Origin of the sequence: Streptacidiphilus sp. MAP12-33, from assembly GCF_041261265.1 — a bacterium.
GTDB lineage: Bacteria > Actinomycetota > Actinomycetes > Streptomycetales > Streptomycetaceae > Streptacidiphilus.
This window is the reverse complement of record NZ_JBGCCA010000023.1, coordinates 1-15,468: the sequence shown is the minus strand read 5'-3', so window position 1 is coordinate 15,468 and position 15,468 is coordinate 1. Positions and strand designations below refer to the sequence as shown.

The 15,468-nt window shown below is 73.5% G+C and carries 13 protein-coding genes; 6 read left to right on the top strand and 7 right to left on the bottom strand.

Going from position 1 to position 15,468, the window contains the following annotated elements:
- Positions 1 to 31: 31 nt before the first annotated feature.
- Genes ABH931_RS22445 through ABH931_RS22430 form a run of 4 tightly spaced genes read right to left on the bottom strand, consistent with a single transcriptional unit; the run spans position 32 to position 5,045 of the window.
- Positions 32 to 1,900 carry a beta-galactosidase family protein gene (locus ABH931_RS22445; protein ID WP_370116072.1) on the bottom strand — a complete coding sequence of 623 codons (1,869 nt, stop codon included), beginning with the start codon at positions 1,898 to 1,900 and terminating at the stop codon, positions 32 to 34.
- Entirely contained in the window at positions 1,897 to 2,718 is an 822-nt protein-coding gene (locus ABH931_RS22440) for a sugar phosphate isomerase/epimerase family protein (RefSeq protein WP_370116070.1), read from the bottom strand. Before ABH931_RS22440 ends, ABH931_RS22445 begins: the two co-directional genes overlap by 4 nt.
- Positions 2,715 to 3,884, bottom strand: coding sequence for a dihydrodipicolinate synthase family protein (locus ABH931_RS22435; RefSeq protein ID WP_370116068.1), 1,170 nt, complete (start codon positions 3,882 to 3,884; stop codon positions 2,715 to 2,717). Before ABH931_RS22435 ends, ABH931_RS22440 begins: the two co-directional genes overlap by 4 nt.
- 9 nt (positions 3,885 to 3,893) lie before the next feature.
- The gene (locus ABH931_RS22430) at positions 3,894 to 5,045 is read right to left on the bottom strand and encodes a Gfo/Idh/MocA family protein (RefSeq protein ID WP_370116066.1); all 1,152 of its coding nucleotides are present in this window, start codon (positions 5,043 to 5,045) and stop codon (positions 3,894 to 3,896) included.
- Positions 5,046 to 5,175: 130 nt separating this feature from the next.
- Between ABH931_RS22430 and ABH931_RS22425 the strand changes: the two genes are divergently transcribed.
- The 4 genes from ABH931_RS22425 (at position 5,176) to ABH931_RS22410 (ending at position 11,201) form a co-directional block, all read left to right on the top strand.
- A complete protein-coding gene (locus tag ABH931_RS22425) occupies positions 5,176 to 6,195 on the top strand; it encodes a LacI family DNA-binding transcriptional regulator (protein WP_370116064.1) in 1,020 nt (339 codons plus the stop codon).
- A gap of 576 nt (positions 6,196 to 6,771) precedes the next feature.
- Positions 6,772 to 7,914 carry a substrate-binding domain-containing protein gene (locus ABH931_RS22420; protein ID WP_370116063.1) on the top strand — a complete coding sequence of 381 codons (1,143 nt, stop codon included), beginning with the start codon at positions 6,772 to 6,774 and terminating at the stop codon, positions 7,912 to 7,914.
- Positions 7,915 to 8,247: 333 nt separating this feature from the next.
- On the top strand, positions 8,248 to 9,888 hold the full coding sequence (locus tag ABH931_RS22415) for a glycoside hydrolase family 13 protein (RefSeq protein WP_370116061.1): 1,641 nt from the start codon (positions 8,248 to 8,250) through the stop codon (positions 9,886 to 9,888).
- Positions 9,889 to 9,890: 2 nt separating this feature from the next.
- Positions 9,891 to 11,201, top strand: a complete 1,311-nt coding sequence (locus tag ABH931_RS22410; protein WP_370116059.1) for a Gfo/Idh/MocA family protein — start codon at positions 9,891 to 9,893, stop codon at positions 11,199 to 11,201.
- 60 nt (positions 11,202 to 11,261) lie between these two features.
- Here ABH931_RS22410 and ABH931_RS22405 read toward each other — a convergent pair whose 3' ends face one another.
- Positions 11,262 to 11,879 carry a C39 family peptidase gene (locus tag ABH931_RS22405; protein ID WP_370116057.1) on the bottom strand — a complete coding sequence of 206 codons (618 nt, stop codon included), beginning with the start codon at positions 11,877 to 11,879 and terminating at the stop codon, positions 11,262 to 11,264.
- 187 nt (positions 11,880 to 12,066) lie between these two features.
- Here ABH931_RS22405 and ABH931_RS22400 point away from each other — a divergent pair, with 187 nt between their 5' ends.
- A complete protein-coding gene (locus tag ABH931_RS22400; protein WP_370116055.1) occupies positions 12,067 to 13,725 on the top strand; it encodes an MFS transporter in 1,659 nt (552 codons plus the stop codon).
- Positions 13,726 to 13,797: 72 nt separating this feature from the next.
- On the opposite strand, the gene ABH931_RS22395 is transcribed toward ABH931_RS22400, so the two are convergent.
- Complete coding sequence (locus tag ABH931_RS22395) at positions 13,798 to 14,073, bottom strand: hypothetical protein (RefSeq protein WP_370116053.1); 276 nt, start codon at positions 14,071 to 14,073, stop codon at positions 13,798 to 13,800.
- Positions 14,074 to 14,189: 116 nt separating this feature from the next.
- Here ABH931_RS22395 and ABH931_RS22390 point away from each other — a divergent pair, with 116 nt between their 5' ends.
- Positions 14,190 to 14,612, top strand: a complete 423-nt coding sequence (locus ABH931_RS22390) for a hypothetical protein (RefSeq protein ID WP_370116052.1) — start codon at positions 14,190 to 14,192, stop codon at positions 14,610 to 14,612.
- A 197-nt stretch (positions 14,613 to 14,809) separates the two neighbouring features.
- Here the strand turns inward: ABH931_RS22390 and ABH931_RS22385 are convergent, their stop codons facing one another.
- Positions 14,810 to 15,355 (bottom strand): NUDIX domain-containing protein, encoded by a 546-nt coding sequence (locus ABH931_RS22385; RefSeq protein ID WP_370116050.1) that lies wholly within the window; start codon positions 15,353 to 15,355, stop codon positions 14,810 to 14,812.
- Between the last annotated feature and the right edge of the window lie 113 nt (positions 15,356 to 15,468).

The window sequence follows — 15,468 nt, the reverse complement described above, 5'->3', positions numbered from 1 at the left end:
AGAGCGGGTGCACCCGTGGTGGAGCACCCGGTCAGAAGCCCTCCGGGGCCGGATCCGTCGGGCCGAGATCGGCTGCGTCGCACAGCTCGAGCCACCGGCCGGGGCCGTGCAGCTCCAGGACGGTGATCTCGTTGCGCCCGGCGCGCCAGAGCGGCGCGGGCGCGTAGAGGGTGCGCTGCGGTCCGACCTCCCAGTAGCGGCCCAGCGCGAAGCCGTTGAGCCAGACCATGCCCTTGGTCCAGCCGGGCAGGGCGAGGAACCCGTCGGCGGGCGGCTCCTCGCCCAGGTCCAGCTCGAAGCGGTGAAACGAGGGCCCCGCCGCGTCCGACGCGTCTGCGCTTGCCGCTTCCACCGCGTCCGCGCCCACCGCGTCCACCGCGTCCACCGCGTCCACCGCGTCCGCGCCCGACGTGTCCGACGGCGAGGCAGCGAAGGGCAGTTCGGGCAGCAGGTCCAGCGGCAGCGGGCGGATCTCCCAGCCGAACTGGTACTGCCGCTCCAGCAGCACCCCACCCGTGATCCCCTTGCGATCGGCCGTGTCCGGGCCGTAGTTGACCCGGCCCTGGCTCTCCACCAGCAGGTCGAGCCGGGCTCCCGCGGCCGGCACACCGAGCGGCACCGCGCCCAGCGGCTCGTTGCGGTGCAGCGTGCCGAGCTCCTGGCCGTCGAGGAAGACCTGCGCACGGTCGGCCAGCCCGTCGACGCGCAGCTCCACCTTGTCCAACGGGCCGCGCAGTCGCGTGCGGTAGAGGATCAGTCCGGTGGACTGGCCGAGCGCCTCCATCGGCTCCGGCTCCAGCCGCTCCACCGGCTCACCCAGCAGGTCCAGGCAGTCGAAGAGGGCCGCCCGTCCCGTCCGGCGCCCGATCCGGCGCGGTGCCAGACGCGACGGCGCGGGCGGCACCGGATGGGTCACCGGGCCCGTGTGCCGCTCGATCACCTCGCGGAACGCGTGGAACTTCGGCGACAGCTCGCCGCCCTCGCCCACCGGTGCGTCGTAGTCGTAGCTGGTCGCGATCGGCAGATAGCGGCCGTCGTAGCAGTTGGCGCCGTTCCACCAGCCGAAGTTGGTGCCGCCGTGGCCCATGTACAGGTTCACCGAGGCCCCGGCCGTCAGCAGTTCGTCCAGGACCCGCGCGGACTCCGCCGCCTCCCGGACCCGGTGCGGCTCGCCCCAGCTGTCGAACCAGGCGTGCCAGTACTCCATGCACACCAGCGGGCCGCTCGGCTGGTGCCGGCGCAGGCAGGCGAGCGCCTCCTGCGGGCGGGAGCCGAACGTCCCGGTGGCCAGCACACCCGGAATCCTGCCGCCGAGCTGGAACCAGTCCTCCGCGCCGTCGGCGGTGAACAGCAGGCAGGTGACCCCGCGCCGAAGCAGCCCGTCGTGCAGGTGGCGCAGATAGCCGGCGTCGTTGCCGTAGCTGCCGTACTCGTTCTCCACGGCCATCGCCACGATCGGCCCGCCCGCCTCGGCCAGGAGTGGCGTCAACCGCGGCAGCAGCGCGTCGAACCACGCGTCCACCGCGGCCAGGTAGACCGGCTCGGAGCGCCGCAGCCGCAGGCCCGGCTCGGTGAGCAGCCAGGCGGGCAGCCCGCCCGACTCCCACTCGGCGCAGATGTAGGGGCCCGGCCGGACGATCACGTCCAGCCCCAACTCGCCCGCGAGCGCCACGAACCCGGCCACGTCGTTCCAGCCGGAGAAGTCGAACCGGCCGCGCTCGCGCTCGTGGACGTTCCAGGCGACGTAGGTCTCCACGGTGTTGACGCCCATGGCCCGCAGCCGCTCCAGCCGGTCGCGCCAGAGCTGCGGGTGGACGCGGAAGTAGTGGATCGCCGCCGAGACGATCCGGTGTGGGCGGCCGTCGCGCAGGAAGCCGTCCCCGGTGGTGGTCAGCTTCACGGTGCGGCCTGTTCCGTCAGATGGGTGCGGTGGCGTTCGACGAGTGTGCGCAGGGTCTGCTCGCCCGGGGTGTCCCAGATCTCCTGGTTGAAGATCTCGACCTCGGTCCAGCCGTCGTATCCCGCGTCCGCCACCAGGCGGGCGATGCGCGGGATGTCGATGTGCCCGTCGCCCACGTGGCCGCGGCCGAGCAGCGCGTCGGCCGGCAGCGGCAGCAGCCAGTCGCACACCTGGAACGCGTGGATCAGCCCCGCCGCCCCGGCCCGCCCGATCTGCCGCTCCAACTCCGGGTCCCACCACACGTGGTAGGTGTCGACGACGACGCCGGTGCCGTGTCCGGCCGCCTCGGCCAGGTCGATCGCCTGGCCGAGGGTCGAGACGACGGCGCGGTCGGCGCAGAACATCGGGTGCAGCGGCTCGATCGCCAGCCGCACGCCCTTCGCCTCGGCGTAAGGGCCCAGGGCGGCGATGCCGTCCGCGACCAGACGCCGGGCGGCGGGCAGGTCACGGCTGCCGGCAGGGAGGCCGCCGCAGACGAGCACCAGGGTGTCCGTGCCGAGCGCGGCGGCCTCGTCCACGGCGCGCCGGTTGTCCCGCACCGCTCCGGGCTCGGCGAAGAAGCCGCCCCGGCAGAGGCTGGTCACCGTCAGCCCGGCCTCGCGCACCAGACGGGCCGCCTCGCCGAGACCGGCCTCGGCGACGCGGTCGCGCCACAGACCGATGCCCCCGATCCCGGCGGCGACGCAGCCGGCGACGGCCTCGGCCAGCGTCCAGTGCTTGGTGGTGGCGGTGTTGAGGGAGAGACGGTCCACGCTCACGGCCGGAACCCCCGCTCGGCCAGGACCGCGCGCATCCGGGCGGTGGCGAGCTCGGTGTCGGGCAGCGCGCCCGCCTCCAGTGCCAGCACGAACAGGCGGCTCAGATGAGTCAGTTCACGGTGGTCCTGGGCGCCGCCCACCATGGCGAAGTGGTCCTGGTGCCCGGCCAGATGGGCCAGCAGGACGACGCCGGTCTTGTAGTGCCGCGTGGGCGCCGCGAACAGGTGGCGGGCCAGCGGCAACGTCGGCTCCAGGATGGCGCGGTAGCCGTCGGTGTCGCCGCGGTCCAACGCGGCCAGCGCGGTGGCGGCGTGCCGGGCCAGCGGGTCGAAGACGCCCAACAGGGCGTGGCTGAACCCCTGTTCGTCACCCAGGATCAGCTCGGGGTAGTGGAAGTCGTCTCCGGTGTAGAGGCGGACGCCGTCCGGCAGCGCGCGGCGCAGCGCGATCTCGCGGTCCGCGTCGAGGAGGGAGACCTTGATGCCGTCGACCTTGTCGGCGTGGTCGCGGATCAGCGCCAGGACGTGCGCGGCGGCCTCGTCCAGGTCGGCGGAGCCCCAGTAGCCGGCGAGCTGCGCGTCGAAGTCCGTACCCAGCCAGTGCAGGATCACCGGCTGCGCGGCCTGGGCCAGCAGCCGCCCGTACACCTCGGCGTAGTCCTCCGGGCCGGTCGCGGTCGCGGCCAGGGCACGGCTCGCCATCAGGATCACCTGGGCGCCGGACTGCTCGACGACCTCCAACTGCTCTTCGTAGGCGGCCAGGATCTCCTTGGGGGTGTGCGCCTTCGCCGGGTCGAGCTGGTCCGTGCCCGCCCCGCAGGCGAGCAGGCCGCCGACGGACCGTGCGGCCGCACCGCTGCGGGCGATCAGTTCGCGGGTCGCGGGCCAGTCCAGGCCCATGCCGCGCTGGGCGGTGTCCATCGCGTCGGCGACGCCGAGCCCGAGGGACCACAGGTGGTGGCGGAAGGCGAGGGTGGTGTCCCAGTCGACGGCCGCGGGCAGCCCGGGGCCGTTCGGACGGGCCGGGTCGGCGACGACGTGCGCGGCCGCGAGGACGGTGCGTGAGCGGGCCGGGGCGACCCTCTCCGGGAGGCCGGGGACGGGGACGGCCTCGGGCAGGCGGTAGGAGACCGCGCCTTCGGCGAGCGGGAGCAGGATCGAGGACACGCGGAACTCCTAGAGCGAGAGGTCGGGCACAGCGACTCGGCGGCCCTCGGCGGCGGACTGCAACGCCAGCTCGGCGAGCTGGACGCCGCGCGCGCCGGAGAGCAGATCGTGCGGGAAGGGCTCGTCGGCGACGACGTGGGCGAGGAAGCGCTCCCACTGGATCTTGAAGCCGTTGTCGAACTCGTCGTTGTCCGGCACCTGGTGCCACTGCGCGCGGAACGGCTCGGTGGCCGGCAGGTCGGGGTTCCACACCGGCTTGGGCGTCCCGGCCCGGTGCTGGAACCGGCAGTTGCGCAACCCGGCGACAGCGCTGCCCTCGGTCCCGTCGACCTGGAACTCCACCAGCTCGTCCCGGTCCACGCGCACCGCCCAGGAGGAGTTGATCTGCGCGACCACGCCGCCGTCGAGCTCGAAGACGCCGTAGGCGGCGTCGTCGGCGGTGGCCACGTAACCGCGGTTCCGCTCGTCCCAGCGCTCCGGCAGGTGGGTGGCGGCGTGCGCGTAGACGGACTGGATCGGGGCGAAGAGACGCTCCAGCACGTAGTGCCAGTGCGGGAACATGTCGAGCACGATGCCGCCGCCGTCCTGGGCGCGGTAGTTCCAGGAGGGCCGCTGCGCGGACTGCCAGTCGCCCTCGAAGACCCAGTAGCCGAACTCGCCGCGCACGGACAGGATCCGGCCGAAGAAGCCGCCGTCGATCAGGCGCTTGAGCTTGAGCAGGCCCGGCAGGAAGAGCTTGTCCTGCACCACGCCGTTCTTGACGCCCGCCTCGTTCGCGAGCCGGGCCAGCTCCAGGGCCTCGGTGACGGACTCGGCCGTGGGCTTCTCGGTGTAGACGTGCTTGCCGGCCGCGATCGCGGCGCGCAGGGCCTTGCCGCGCACCTGGGTCAGCTGGGCGTCGAAGTAGATCTCGTTGGCCGGGTCGGCGAGCGCGGCGTCGAGGTCGGTGGTCCAGGCGGTGAGGCCGTGGCGCTCGGCGATGGCGCGCAGCTTGTCCGCGTCGCGGCCGACCAGGACCGGCTCGGGCCACACGACGGTGCCGTCGGGGAGGGTGAGCCCGCCCTGCTCGCGCAGCGCGAGGATCGAGCGGACGAGGTGCTGGCGGTAGCCCATGCGGCCGGTGACACCGTTCATGACGATGCCGATGGACCTGCGGTTCATGGCGGGGTCCTTCGTGCGGAGGAGGTGGAGGCTGCCCGGATCGCTTGGAAAGCGCTTTCCAGGTGTTTCCCGGTACCGTACGGTCATGGCGAATCCACGGTCAAGGACCCGTCCCGCGCACAGTGCCGGCGTGACCCTCCAGCAGGTGGCCCAGCATGCGGGCGTCTCCCTGGCCACGGCCTCACGGGTGCTGCACGGGAGCGGTTCGCGTACCGTCGGCGAGGAGCTGCGGCGCCGGGTCGAGGCGGCGGCCGAGGAACTGCGCTACGTCTCGAACGCGCCCGCCCAGGCGCTGGCGCGCGCCACCAGCTCCGTCGTCGGCCTGATCGTCCACGACGTGGCCGACCCGTACTTCGGTGCCATCGCGGCCGGCGCGATGCGCGCGGCGCGTGAGCAGCGGCTGATGGTGATGATCGCGGCGACGTTCCGCGAGCCCGGCCTGGAGCTGGCGTACTTGCGCGGCCTGCGCGCCCAGCGCGCCCGGGCGGTGATCCTCGCGGGCAGCGGCACCGTCGACGCCGAGGCCACGGCCCAGCTGGCGGAGGAGATCGCGGGCTTCGAGGCCGACGGTGGTCGCGTCGTCTGCGTCGGCGAACGCGGCCCCGACCTGGACACCGTCGCCATGGCCAACCGCACGGGCGGCGGGCTCGCCGTGCGCGGGCTGTGGGAGCTGGGCCACCGCCGGATCGGTGTCGTCTCCGGTCCGCCCGAGCTGCTGACCGTCCGCCACCGCCTCGATGGTGCGCGGCGCGCGCTGCGCGGCCTCGGTGTCCCGGCGGCCGAGGACGCGATCGAGGCCGGCGACTTCACCCGCGAGGGCGGCCGGGCGGCGGCGGTCCGCCTGCTGCGCGCCCACCCGGACCTGACGGCGGTGCTGGTCCTCAACGACGTCATGGCCGCGGGCGCCCTCGGGGGCCTGCGCGACGACCTCGGCCTCGCCGTTCCGGATCAGGTCAGCGTCGTCGGCTACGACGACGTGCCCTTCGCCGCCGACCTGCGCCCGGCGCTCAGCACGGTCCGGCTCCCGCTGGAGGCCGCGGGCGCGGCGGCGGTCGGCCTGCTGCTGGAACCGCGCGGCGACGAACCCCGCCGCGTGGACCTGCCTGCGGAGCTGGTCCTCCGCGCCAGCACAGCCGCGCCGCCGGACTGACGCGCCGGAGGACCGACGCGCCGCCGGTCTGACGCGCCGCAGGACCGACACACCGCCGGACCGACGCACCGCAGGACCGACGCACCGCAGGACCGACACACCGCCAGACCGACGCACCGCAGGACCGACACACCGCCGGACCGACGCACCGCGGACTGACGCACCGCGGACTGACGCGCGCGGCCCTGCGGGGCAGGGCAGGCGGAGAGCGGGCGCCAGGGCAGGGGCGGGCCTCACGTCGGTGGCTTTTGCCCGCTTGCGGTGGAACGGCCCGCGCGCCCGTGGGGTGCGGACGGGAGGTCGGCCGGGGGTCCCGGGCGCGCTGCGCGCAGACTCGCGGGCATGCGAGCCACGGCCCTGTTCGGCGTGGGGCCGCCGAGGAGGACCGACGGGAGAGGCCCGATGCCCGCGAGTGGATGGAGCGTAGGAAGGCCGCCGCTGCCCGGTCAAGTCCCAAGAGGCAGCAGAGCCCCACTCGGTCAGAAAATCCACACAGTCCGCTAGGCTGCGGCACCACCGCTGCCCCCCCCCCCCCCGGGGACGCGGCCGACCAAGCGGGAGAGGGGAGTCGGGCTGATGGCCGATCGGGTCGAGGAGCGCCACGAGCGCATCCTGCGCTTGGTGCGCGAGCACGGCAGTATGCGGGTCACCGAGCTCGCCGAGCAGCTCGGCACGTCGAAGGAGACCATGCGCCGCGATGTCGTCGCCCTGGTCGACGTGGGCCGGTTGCGGCGGGTGCACGGCAAGGTCTGCTGGCCCACGGCCACGTTGAACGCGCGTGACGCGCGGCTCGCCCGCCGCGACGCGGCCGGCTCCCAAGGGCCGCTGCTCGGCATGGTCGTGCCGGTGACCGGCTACTTCTTCCACGGCGTGGTGCGTGGTGCGCGCGCCGCCGCGACCGCCGCCGGAGCGCGGCTGCTGATCGGGGTCACCGAGTACCGCCGCGAACAGGACGCGGCGCAACTGCGCACCATGGCCAAGGCGGGCGTGGACGGCCTGCTGTTCACGCCCAGTTGGGACGTGGGCGGGCCGAGTCCCGAGGATCTCGCGCAGTTGGCGGGGCTGGACGTGCCGACCGTCGTGGTCGAGCGGGACATCCCCGTCGGCAGCTCGGCAGCCCTGCTCGACCGGGTCTGCTCCGACCATGCCAACGGCGCCGCCCAGGCGGTGCGGCACCTCGCGGGGCTGGGGCACGGGCGGGTCGCGCTGCTGTCCCGTCGCTCGCACACCGAACCGCAGGTGCGGGCGGGCTACCGGGCGGCCGTGCGGGCCCTCGGGCTGCCCGACGACGATCTGGGCGCACCCGGTGAGCCGGGGGTGCTCGGTCATTTCGACAGCTTCGAGGAGGAGTTCACCCGCCTGGTCGCGCTGGCGCGCTCCGGGGAGGTGCGCGCGGCACTGGTCCATGCCGACGCCGACGCCGTGAACGTGCAGAACCGGCTCGCGGTCGAGGGCCTGCGTGTCCCCGAGGACTTCGCGCTGGTCGGCTATGACGACGAGCTGCCCGCGGTGTCGGACGTGGCCCTGACGGCGGTCGCGCCGGCCAAGCACGCCCTCGGCGAGGCGGCGGTGACGCTGCTGCTGCGGCGCCTGGCCGACCCCTCGGTGGAGCGCACCCACCTCGCGCTCGTGCCGGAGCTGAAGGTGCGGGACTCGTGCGGATCGGCCCTGGTCGGGCGGGGCGGGCAGGCCACTTCTGTGGATCGGATGACCGAGTGAGGCTTTCCTGTTGACCTGAGGAGGCGGGGCTCCCAGGATGGCGTGGCGAGCGGCCGCCCCGAAGCGGTTCCCGCCTCGCGACTGCGGGGAGCCACGGCAGTTGACCCCGCGCGGCAGAACCGCGCGAGGCCGACGCCCGTCCGGAGCCGAGGCGGGGGCCGCATCCTGCGGCCACCGCCACCGCCACCGTCGGTACGGCCGCTCCCCGCCCTGGCGCTGCCCGGCGCTTGCCTGACGCGTGCCCGGCAGCGCTCCGGCGTCGGACCGGCCCGCGCCCCGGGGCCGCGTTCCGCTCCCCGACCGCCCCGTCCCTCGTCCGAGAGGTTCCCCGTCATGATCGACCAGCGCCCCGCCTCCTGGTGGGACAGTGCCGTCGTCTACCAGATCTACCCGCGCAGCTTCGCCGACGGCAACGGGGACGGGATCGGTGACCTCGCCGGCTTCCGGGCCCGACTGCCGTACCTGGCCGAACTCGGCGTCGACGCCGTGTGGTTCACGCCCTGGTACCCCTCTCCGCTCGCCGACGGCGGCTACGACGTCGCCGACTACCGGGACGTGGATCCGCGCATCGGGACCCTCGCCGAGGCGGAGGCGCTGGTCGCCGAGGCCCACCGGGTCGGGCTGCGGGTGCTGTTGGACCTGGTCCCCAACCACACCTCCATCGATCACCCCGCGTTCCGCGCGGCCCTGGCGGGCGGGCCCGGGGCGCCCGAGCGCGAGTTGTTCCACTTCCGCCCCGGGCGCGGCGCGTCGGGCGAGCTGCCGCCCAACAACTGGAGGTCCTGCTTCCAGGGGTCGGCCTGGACCCGGGTGACCGAGCCGGACGGCACCCCGGGGGAGTGGTACCTGCATCTCTTCGACTCCGGTCAGCCGGACTGGAACTGGGAGCACCCCGCGGTGCGGGCCGACTTCGAGGAGACCCTGCGGTTCTGGTTCGACCGCGGTGTGGACGGCTTCCGGATCGACGTGGCCGACCTCCTGGGCAAGGCCGACGGGCTGCCGGACGCCGACGCCTGGGCGCCGGGTCCCAAGCCGATCGCGGACCAGCCCACGGTGTTCGAGGTGCACCGCGCCTGGCGCCGGATCGCCGACTCCTACCCCGAGCCCAAGGTCCTCGTCGGCGAGCTGTGGAAGGACGACCCCGAGCTGTTCCGGCGCTACGTCAACCCGCACGGGCTCGACGGCGGCTTCTGCTTCGCCCTGTTCACCACCGCGCCCGACGCGTCGGCCCTGCGGGCGGCCGTCGACCGCACGCGCCACGTCCAGGGTCCTGACGGGCACTCGCCCTGGGTCATGGGCAACCACGACGTGACGCGGCCCGTCACCCGGCTCGGGCGCCGCGTCCACTTCGACGCCTGGAACCGTACCGAGGAGCCGAGCGACGTGGAGACCGGAACCCGCAGGGCCCGCGCCCTGGCCCTGCTCACCCTGGCCCTCCCCGGCAACGCCGGGATCTACCAGGGCGAGGAGCTCGGCCTGCCCGAGGTCACCGACCTCCCCGAACACACACTCCAGGACCCCGTGTGGGAGCGTTCCGGGCACACTGACCGGGGCCGCGACGGCTGCCGCGTGCCGCTCCCGTGGGAGGGTGACGCGCCGCCCTTCGGTTTCGGTCCGGCCGACGACACCGCCACCGAGCCGTGGCTGCCCCAGCCGCCCGCCTGGAAGCAGCTGACCGTGGCCGCCCAGGACGGCGACCCGGACTCCACCCTGACCCTGTACCGCGCGGCGCTTCGCCTGCGCCGAGCCCACCCCGGACTGGGCGCCGGTGAGTTGGAGTGGCTCGACCTCGGCACCGGGGTACTGGCCTTCCGCCGGTCCAGCGGCTTCAGCTGCGTGGTCAACCTCTCCGGCGAACCGGTCGAACTGCCCTCGCACGAAAGCCTGCTGCTCACCAGCGGGCCTGTGGCCGCGGGTCGGCTCCCGGTGGATACTGCGGCATGGCTGCAGTCGCCCGTCGTCGAGGAGCGTTGACCTTGCCGCAGATCTCACTTGCCGTTGTCGGCGCGGGCGATCGGGGGACCCGGCACGCCAGGTTCGCGCTTGAACACCCCGACCGGGCACGGGTCGTCGCCGTCGCCGAGCCGCGCGCGGTGCGGCGGGAGCGGTTCGCGGCCGAACACGGCCTCGCGGCCGAGGACGCCGTCGCCGACTGGCGTGAACTCACCTCGCGCGGGCGGCGGATCGCCGACGCCGTCCTGGTCTGCACCCTGGACCGCGACCACCTGGAGCCGGTGCTTGCCTTCGCCGCGCTCGGCTACCACATCATGCTGGAGAAGCCGATGGCGCTCGACGAGGAGTCCTGCCGGGCCGTCGTCGAGGCCGTCGAGAAGGCGGGCGTCATCCTGTCCGTCGGGCACGTGCTGCGGTACACCCCCTACACCCAGGCGCTCAAGGTCCTGCTCGGCGAGGGCCGGATCGGCGACGTGGTGAGCGTGCGGCACCTGGAACCCGTCGGCTTCTGGCACCAGGCGCACTCCTTCGTGCGCGGCAACTGGCGCCGCTCGGACGAGGCCACCACGATGCTGATGGCCAAGTCCTGCCACGACCTGGACTGGCTCCAGTACGTCGTGGGCGCGCCGCCCAAGCGGGTCTCCAGCTTCGGCCGGCTCTCCTACTTCACCGCCGAGCACCGTCCCGAGGGCGCGGCCGACCGCTGTGTCGAGTGCCCGGTGCGTGCGCAGTGCTCCTTCGACGTCGTCCGCTTCTACGGCGACCGACTCGCCGGCGGCGACCACGGCTGGCCGCTCTCGGTCGTCGTGGACGACCTCACCGAGGAGGCGCTGGACACCGCCCTGCGCACCGGCCCCTACGGGCGCTGCGTCTTCGCCTGCGACAACGACGTCGTCGACCACCAGGTCGTCGCGATGGAGTTCGAGGGCGGAGCCACCGCGACCTTCACGATGACCGGCTTCACGCAGATCGGCCACCGCCGCACCGAGATCTTCGGCACGCGCGGCGAGGTCCGCGGGGACGGACAACTGCTCCACGTCCACGACTTCCTCACCGGGACCACCGAGTCGATCGGCACCAGCGCCGTGTCGGCCGTCGGGGCCATGACCGCCGAGGGCGGCCATGGTGGCGGCGACGCCGGACTGATGGACGCCTTCGTCTCCGCCGTCGCGGCGGGTGATCCGTCCCTGGTGCGGTCCGGGCCGCGCGAGTCGCTGCTCAGCCATCTGACGGTGCTGGCCGCCGAGCGCGCGCGACTGGAGCGGCGGGTGGTGGAACTGGAGGCGGCCGCGGGCGACCGCGAGATCGTCCGCACGCCGGAGGCGCTCGGCTGACCGGCCCAGGGCGACCACCACGGGGTCCGGCCCGGCGCACCCGCGCCGGGCCGGACCCCGTCACATCGGGCCGAGCACGACGCCCCGACGGGCGAAGAAGCGGTCCAGGTCCGCCCAGGGCACCCGGGCGTAGTGCTGGCTGCCGGGAAAGCCGGAGGGGTTGTTGACGGAGAGCGCCTCGTCGTCGTGGGCCACGGCGAGCACCAGATGACCGCCACGGGACGGCGGTTCGGGGTCCAGGGTCCGGATGGAGGGGTGCACCGAGAGAATCGGCAGCCGTCCTGCGTCGAGGTGTGCGCGGATCCGCGCGGGATCGAGCGCGGTGTCGACCTCGGCCTCCAAACCCCAGCGTTCGCGCACGTAGACGGCGAACGGCGCGTAGATCAGCCCCTCCACGCGCTCGCCGTCGACGACGTAGGCTCCCGCCGCGACGCACTCGTGCGCGAGCTCGACCGTGCCGGGCGAGGCGCCGCGCCAGTGCACCAGCGCCATCCGCAGGCAGGCCATCCCGCAGACCCGGCGACACCACCACGCGTACTCCTGCGGCGAGGCCGCGCCCGACTCCGCCCAGCGCGGGTCGTCCTGTGCGGCGCGGGTGCGCGCGATGAGCTCGGGAACCAGTTCGGGGGAGCCGAACTGGGAGAAGTAGGGCACGGGGCCGACCGCGGTGATCTCCATAGGTCGATTCTGCACGGGTTCCCGGCGCGTTCTGTCCGTGGCATTGACCGCCGACGGAGCGACTTCTACATTCCTCCATACCGACCGGTAGGTGTGCTCCATTCCAATTCGTTTCGCCGACAACTGGAAATCCGTCCTGGCCGCACGTCCATGTCCCCGTGCGTGCCGGGTACGAGGAGGGCTCCGCATGACCGTGTCCGTGCCCCTGACCGCTCCGTCCCCGCTCGCCCGGCTCTGGCGAAGAGAGCTCGCCCACTACCCTGACACGGCGCGCCGCTATCTCTACCTGGCGATCGTCGTGGTCACCACCGTCGTCCTCTACTACGAGCTCTACGTGCAGTACGCGGTGGCCACCTCGATCATCCAGCACTACGGCATGAGCTTCCGCGACTTCGTCTGGATCAGCGTCATCGGCAACGCCGTCGGTGCGTTCGCCTCCCTCGTGGCGGGGCTGGCCGACCGTTGGGGACGGGCGAACCTTGTCGTCTACGGTCTGCTCGTGGCGGCGCTGCTGTTGGTGTTCGGCCTGCCGGCCGCGTCCAACCGGAGCGTCTACCTGGTGCTGTTCTGCGCCGTCAGCTTCGTCGAGGGCATCGTGCTCGTCGCCACCCCGGCGCTGATCCGCGACTTCTCCCCGCAGCTCGGGCGGGCCACCGCCATGGGCTACTGGACCATGGGTCCGGTCATCGGCAGCCTGGTCGTCACCAGCGTCACCAGTGCGACGCTCAACTCGGCCACCTGGCAGGACGAGCTGCGCTACTCCGGCTACGCGGGCCTGCTGGTCTTCCTCCTCGCCCTGCCTGGGCTGCGCGAGCTCTCGCCCGGGCTGCGGGACCAGATCATGGTCACCCTGCGCGACCGCGCCCTGGTCGAGGCGCGCGCCGCCGGCATCGACCCGGAGCGGCAACTCAAGGGGCACTGGCGGCAGATGCTGCGGCTCGACGTCGTCGGCTCGGCGTTCGCGATCAGCGTCTTCCTGCTCTTCTACTTCGCCGCCGTGGGCAACTTCGTCGTCTACTTCGCCACCACCTTCGGCTACACCGAGCAGCGCGCCAACGCGCTGGCCAACTGGTACTGGGCCCCCAACGCCGTGGCGCTGGTCGTCGTGGGTCTGCTCTCCGACCGGCTGCGGGTCCGCAAGCCGTTCATGATCGTGGGCGCGCTCGGCACCATGGCCGCGACGGCGGTCTTCGCCACCCGCGCGACCCACGCCACCACCGGCTACTACACCTTCGCCGCGCTGTGCGCGTGCGTGGGCGTGCTCAGCGGCGTCGCCTACGCGCCGTGGATGGCGAGCTTCACCGAGACCGTGGAGAAGCACAACCCGGCCGCGACGGCGACCGGCCTCGCCGTCTGGGGCTGGATCATCCGTGTCGTCGTCGCCGTCTCGGCCGCCTTCGTGCCCGTCGTGGTGACGGCCGTGACACCGCTGGTCGAGCACGGAACCCAGGTCGCCACCGCGCAGGCGGAGGCGGGCCCGGCGCTGGCCGTGGTCCAGGCGCACCCCCAGCTCTTCGCCGAGCTCGCCAAGTACCCGCCGAACGCGATCCCGGCCGCGCTCCTGGCCCAGGCCGCCCAGGAGGTCGGCCCGGCCGACCTGCAGCTGGTCTCCAAGGACCAGGCCCAGCTGAAGGTCCTGCAAACCTATGGGCCCGAGGTCCAGAAGGCCGCGGCCCAGGGGCCGGGCCAGTGGGAGACCTGGTGGTGGATCTGCTTCGCCGGCCAGGCTGTCTTCCTGCCGTTCGTCTTCGCCATGACCGGACGCTGGAGCCCCCGCCGCGCCCGGGAGGACGCCGAGGCCCACGCGGCAGCGGTGGAGCGGCAACTGGCTGCGATGAGCGAGTAGCCGTCCACGGGTGGGCGGGCCCGGTCGCCGGGCCCGCCCACCCGTTGCCTGTCCTGGGGTTCAGTCCAGGGTTCAGTCCAGGGCGTCGTACTGCGCGGGCGGCTGCACCAGCTCGGGCTGCTCGACCACGTAGTCCTGCCCGTGTATGGCCAGCATCGCCCAGTGCCACGCCTCGTCATGGAAGACCAGGCCCCGGAAGGTCGCCTCGGCGGGCTCGTAGGCGTACCACTCCACCGCCGCGGCCTGAGCCTCCTCCGGGTCCAAGCCGCCGTAGTGGCGCATGACCCAGGCGTACCGCCGGCGTTCGGCCTGCAGGTAGCCGTCGTACTCCGCCTCGGTCCACGTCATGCCCGGACTCTACGACCCCACTCCCCGCCGCACGGCCACCCGACTCCGGGCACCGATGCGGGCGACGGACAGAATCGGTCCGCCGTGCGCCCGGTGCGGCGGACCGGAGGGCGGACATGCCGGACGAGCAGACAGCGGGGACGGTCGCACTGGCGGTGGCCCTGCGCGACGCGCACTTCCGCCTGAAGCACCTGGCCCGCACCTGGGGCGAGCAGGTTCCGCCCGGAACCCGCGTCGGATACGAAGCGCTGGGTCCGGCCTGGTCCTACGGGGAGTCACCCGACGAGGCCTCCTACCTCGACGGTCACGCCGTCCACTACGGCGCCACGGCGCTCGTCCTCGAGCTCCTCATCCAGTTCCTTGCCGCAGGCACGGACCTCTCGCTCGCCGTCCACACCTCGAACGCCGACGGCGACGGCAGCCAACTCCTCCTCACCGGCCCGCTGGAACACCCTGCGACCGCGCGGGAACTCGCCGCGGAACTGGACCGCTGTCTGCTCCGCGCTGAACGCCTGGATCCCGCACCCACACGTGGGTGACGCCTGGTCGACTCCATGTTCGCCGTGGCCCCACGATCCCCGGCCGGCCGTGCGGCCTGGACGAAGGGCGCGCGCAGCGACGCGCCTCGTCGAGCACGCCGGGCGCTCGGCGGGCTGACGGGCGGGCACGCCGCTCGCCGGGCGCGCCCGACCTGATCGACCGGCTCGGCACTCTCGGAGGTGCACGCCGCCGTCCGTCAGCTGCTCCCTTGCCTCCCCGATGCGAACGCCGCCGCGTCGGCGGCGAGTTCGGCGCGGGTCGCGGAGAGGACACGGACCTCGCCCGAGGCGCGGGCGGCGAGGGCCGCCTGGAGCCGGGAGACGCGGAGCGGGCCCATGAAGGCGGGGAAGTCCGCCGGGGCGACCCACGCCGCGTCCCGGATCTCGTCCGGCTGGAGCCGGAGTGCCGGGTGGGGGAGCGGGACCGTGCCCAGGTCGAGGTAGAACTGGACGCCCGGCATGTTCGGCAGGTCGCTCGCGTCGCCGACCGCCCAGGCGAGGTGCAGCAGCCGCCCGGCGCGCAGCCGCAGACCCGTCTCCTCGGTGAGCTCGCGCTCCGCCGCCTGTTCGGGCGTCTCCCCGGGGTCGATGACGCCGCCGGGGCAGCCCCAGGGCTCTCGGTTGAAGCAGCGCACCAGCAGCACCCGGCCCGCCGGATCGCCGACGACGCAGGAGACGGCCGGGAAGGCGCGGGCGATGCCCGCCAGGTAGGAGGCGGCAGGCGTGGGCGTGGGAGTGGACATGGTCAGGACTCCTGGTGCCTGTAGGGTCCGCGATTTCGTGGACATCGTTGCCTGCAGGAATGTTGGGATTCGTGGGAAGTGGGAACTGGTGTTGTCCGGGCTTCATGGGCAAT

What these genes read in the sequence shown, in the direction of transcription:
- ABH931_RS22430 (WP_370116066.1), bottom strand. Translation starts at nt 5,045, where the DNA reads ATGAACCGCAGGTCCATCGGCATCGTCATGAACGGTGTCACCGGCCGC.
- ABH931_RS22420 (WP_370116063.1), top strand. Translation starts at nt 6,772, where the DNA reads ATGGCCGATCGGGTCGAGGAGCGCCACGAGCGCATCCTGCGCTTGGTG.
- ABH931_RS22415 (WP_370116061.1), top strand. Translation starts at nt 8,248, where the DNA reads ATGATCGACCAGCGCCCCGCCTCCTGGTGGGACAGTGCCGTCGTCTAC.
- ABH931_RS22405 (WP_370116057.1), bottom strand. Translation starts at nt 11,879, where the DNA reads ATGGAGATCACCGCGGTCGGCCCCGTGCCCTACTTCTCCCAGTTCGGC.
- ABH931_RS22400 (WP_370116055.1), top strand. Translation starts at nt 12,067, where the DNA reads ATGACCGTGTCCGTGCCCCTGACCGCTCCGTCCCCGCTCGCCCGGCTC.
- ABH931_RS22395 (WP_370116053.1), bottom strand. Translation starts at nt 14,073, where the DNA reads ATGACGTGGACCGAGGCGGAGTACGACGGCTACCTGCAGGCCGAACGC.
- ABH931_RS22390 (WP_370116052.1), top strand. Translation starts at nt 14,190, where the DNA reads ATGCCGGACGAGCAGACAGCGGGGACGGTCGCACTGGCGGTGGCCCTG.
- ABH931_RS22385 (WP_370116050.1), bottom strand. Translation starts at nt 15,355, where the DNA reads ATGTCCACTCCCACGCCCACGCCTGCCGCCTCCTACCTGGCGGGCATC.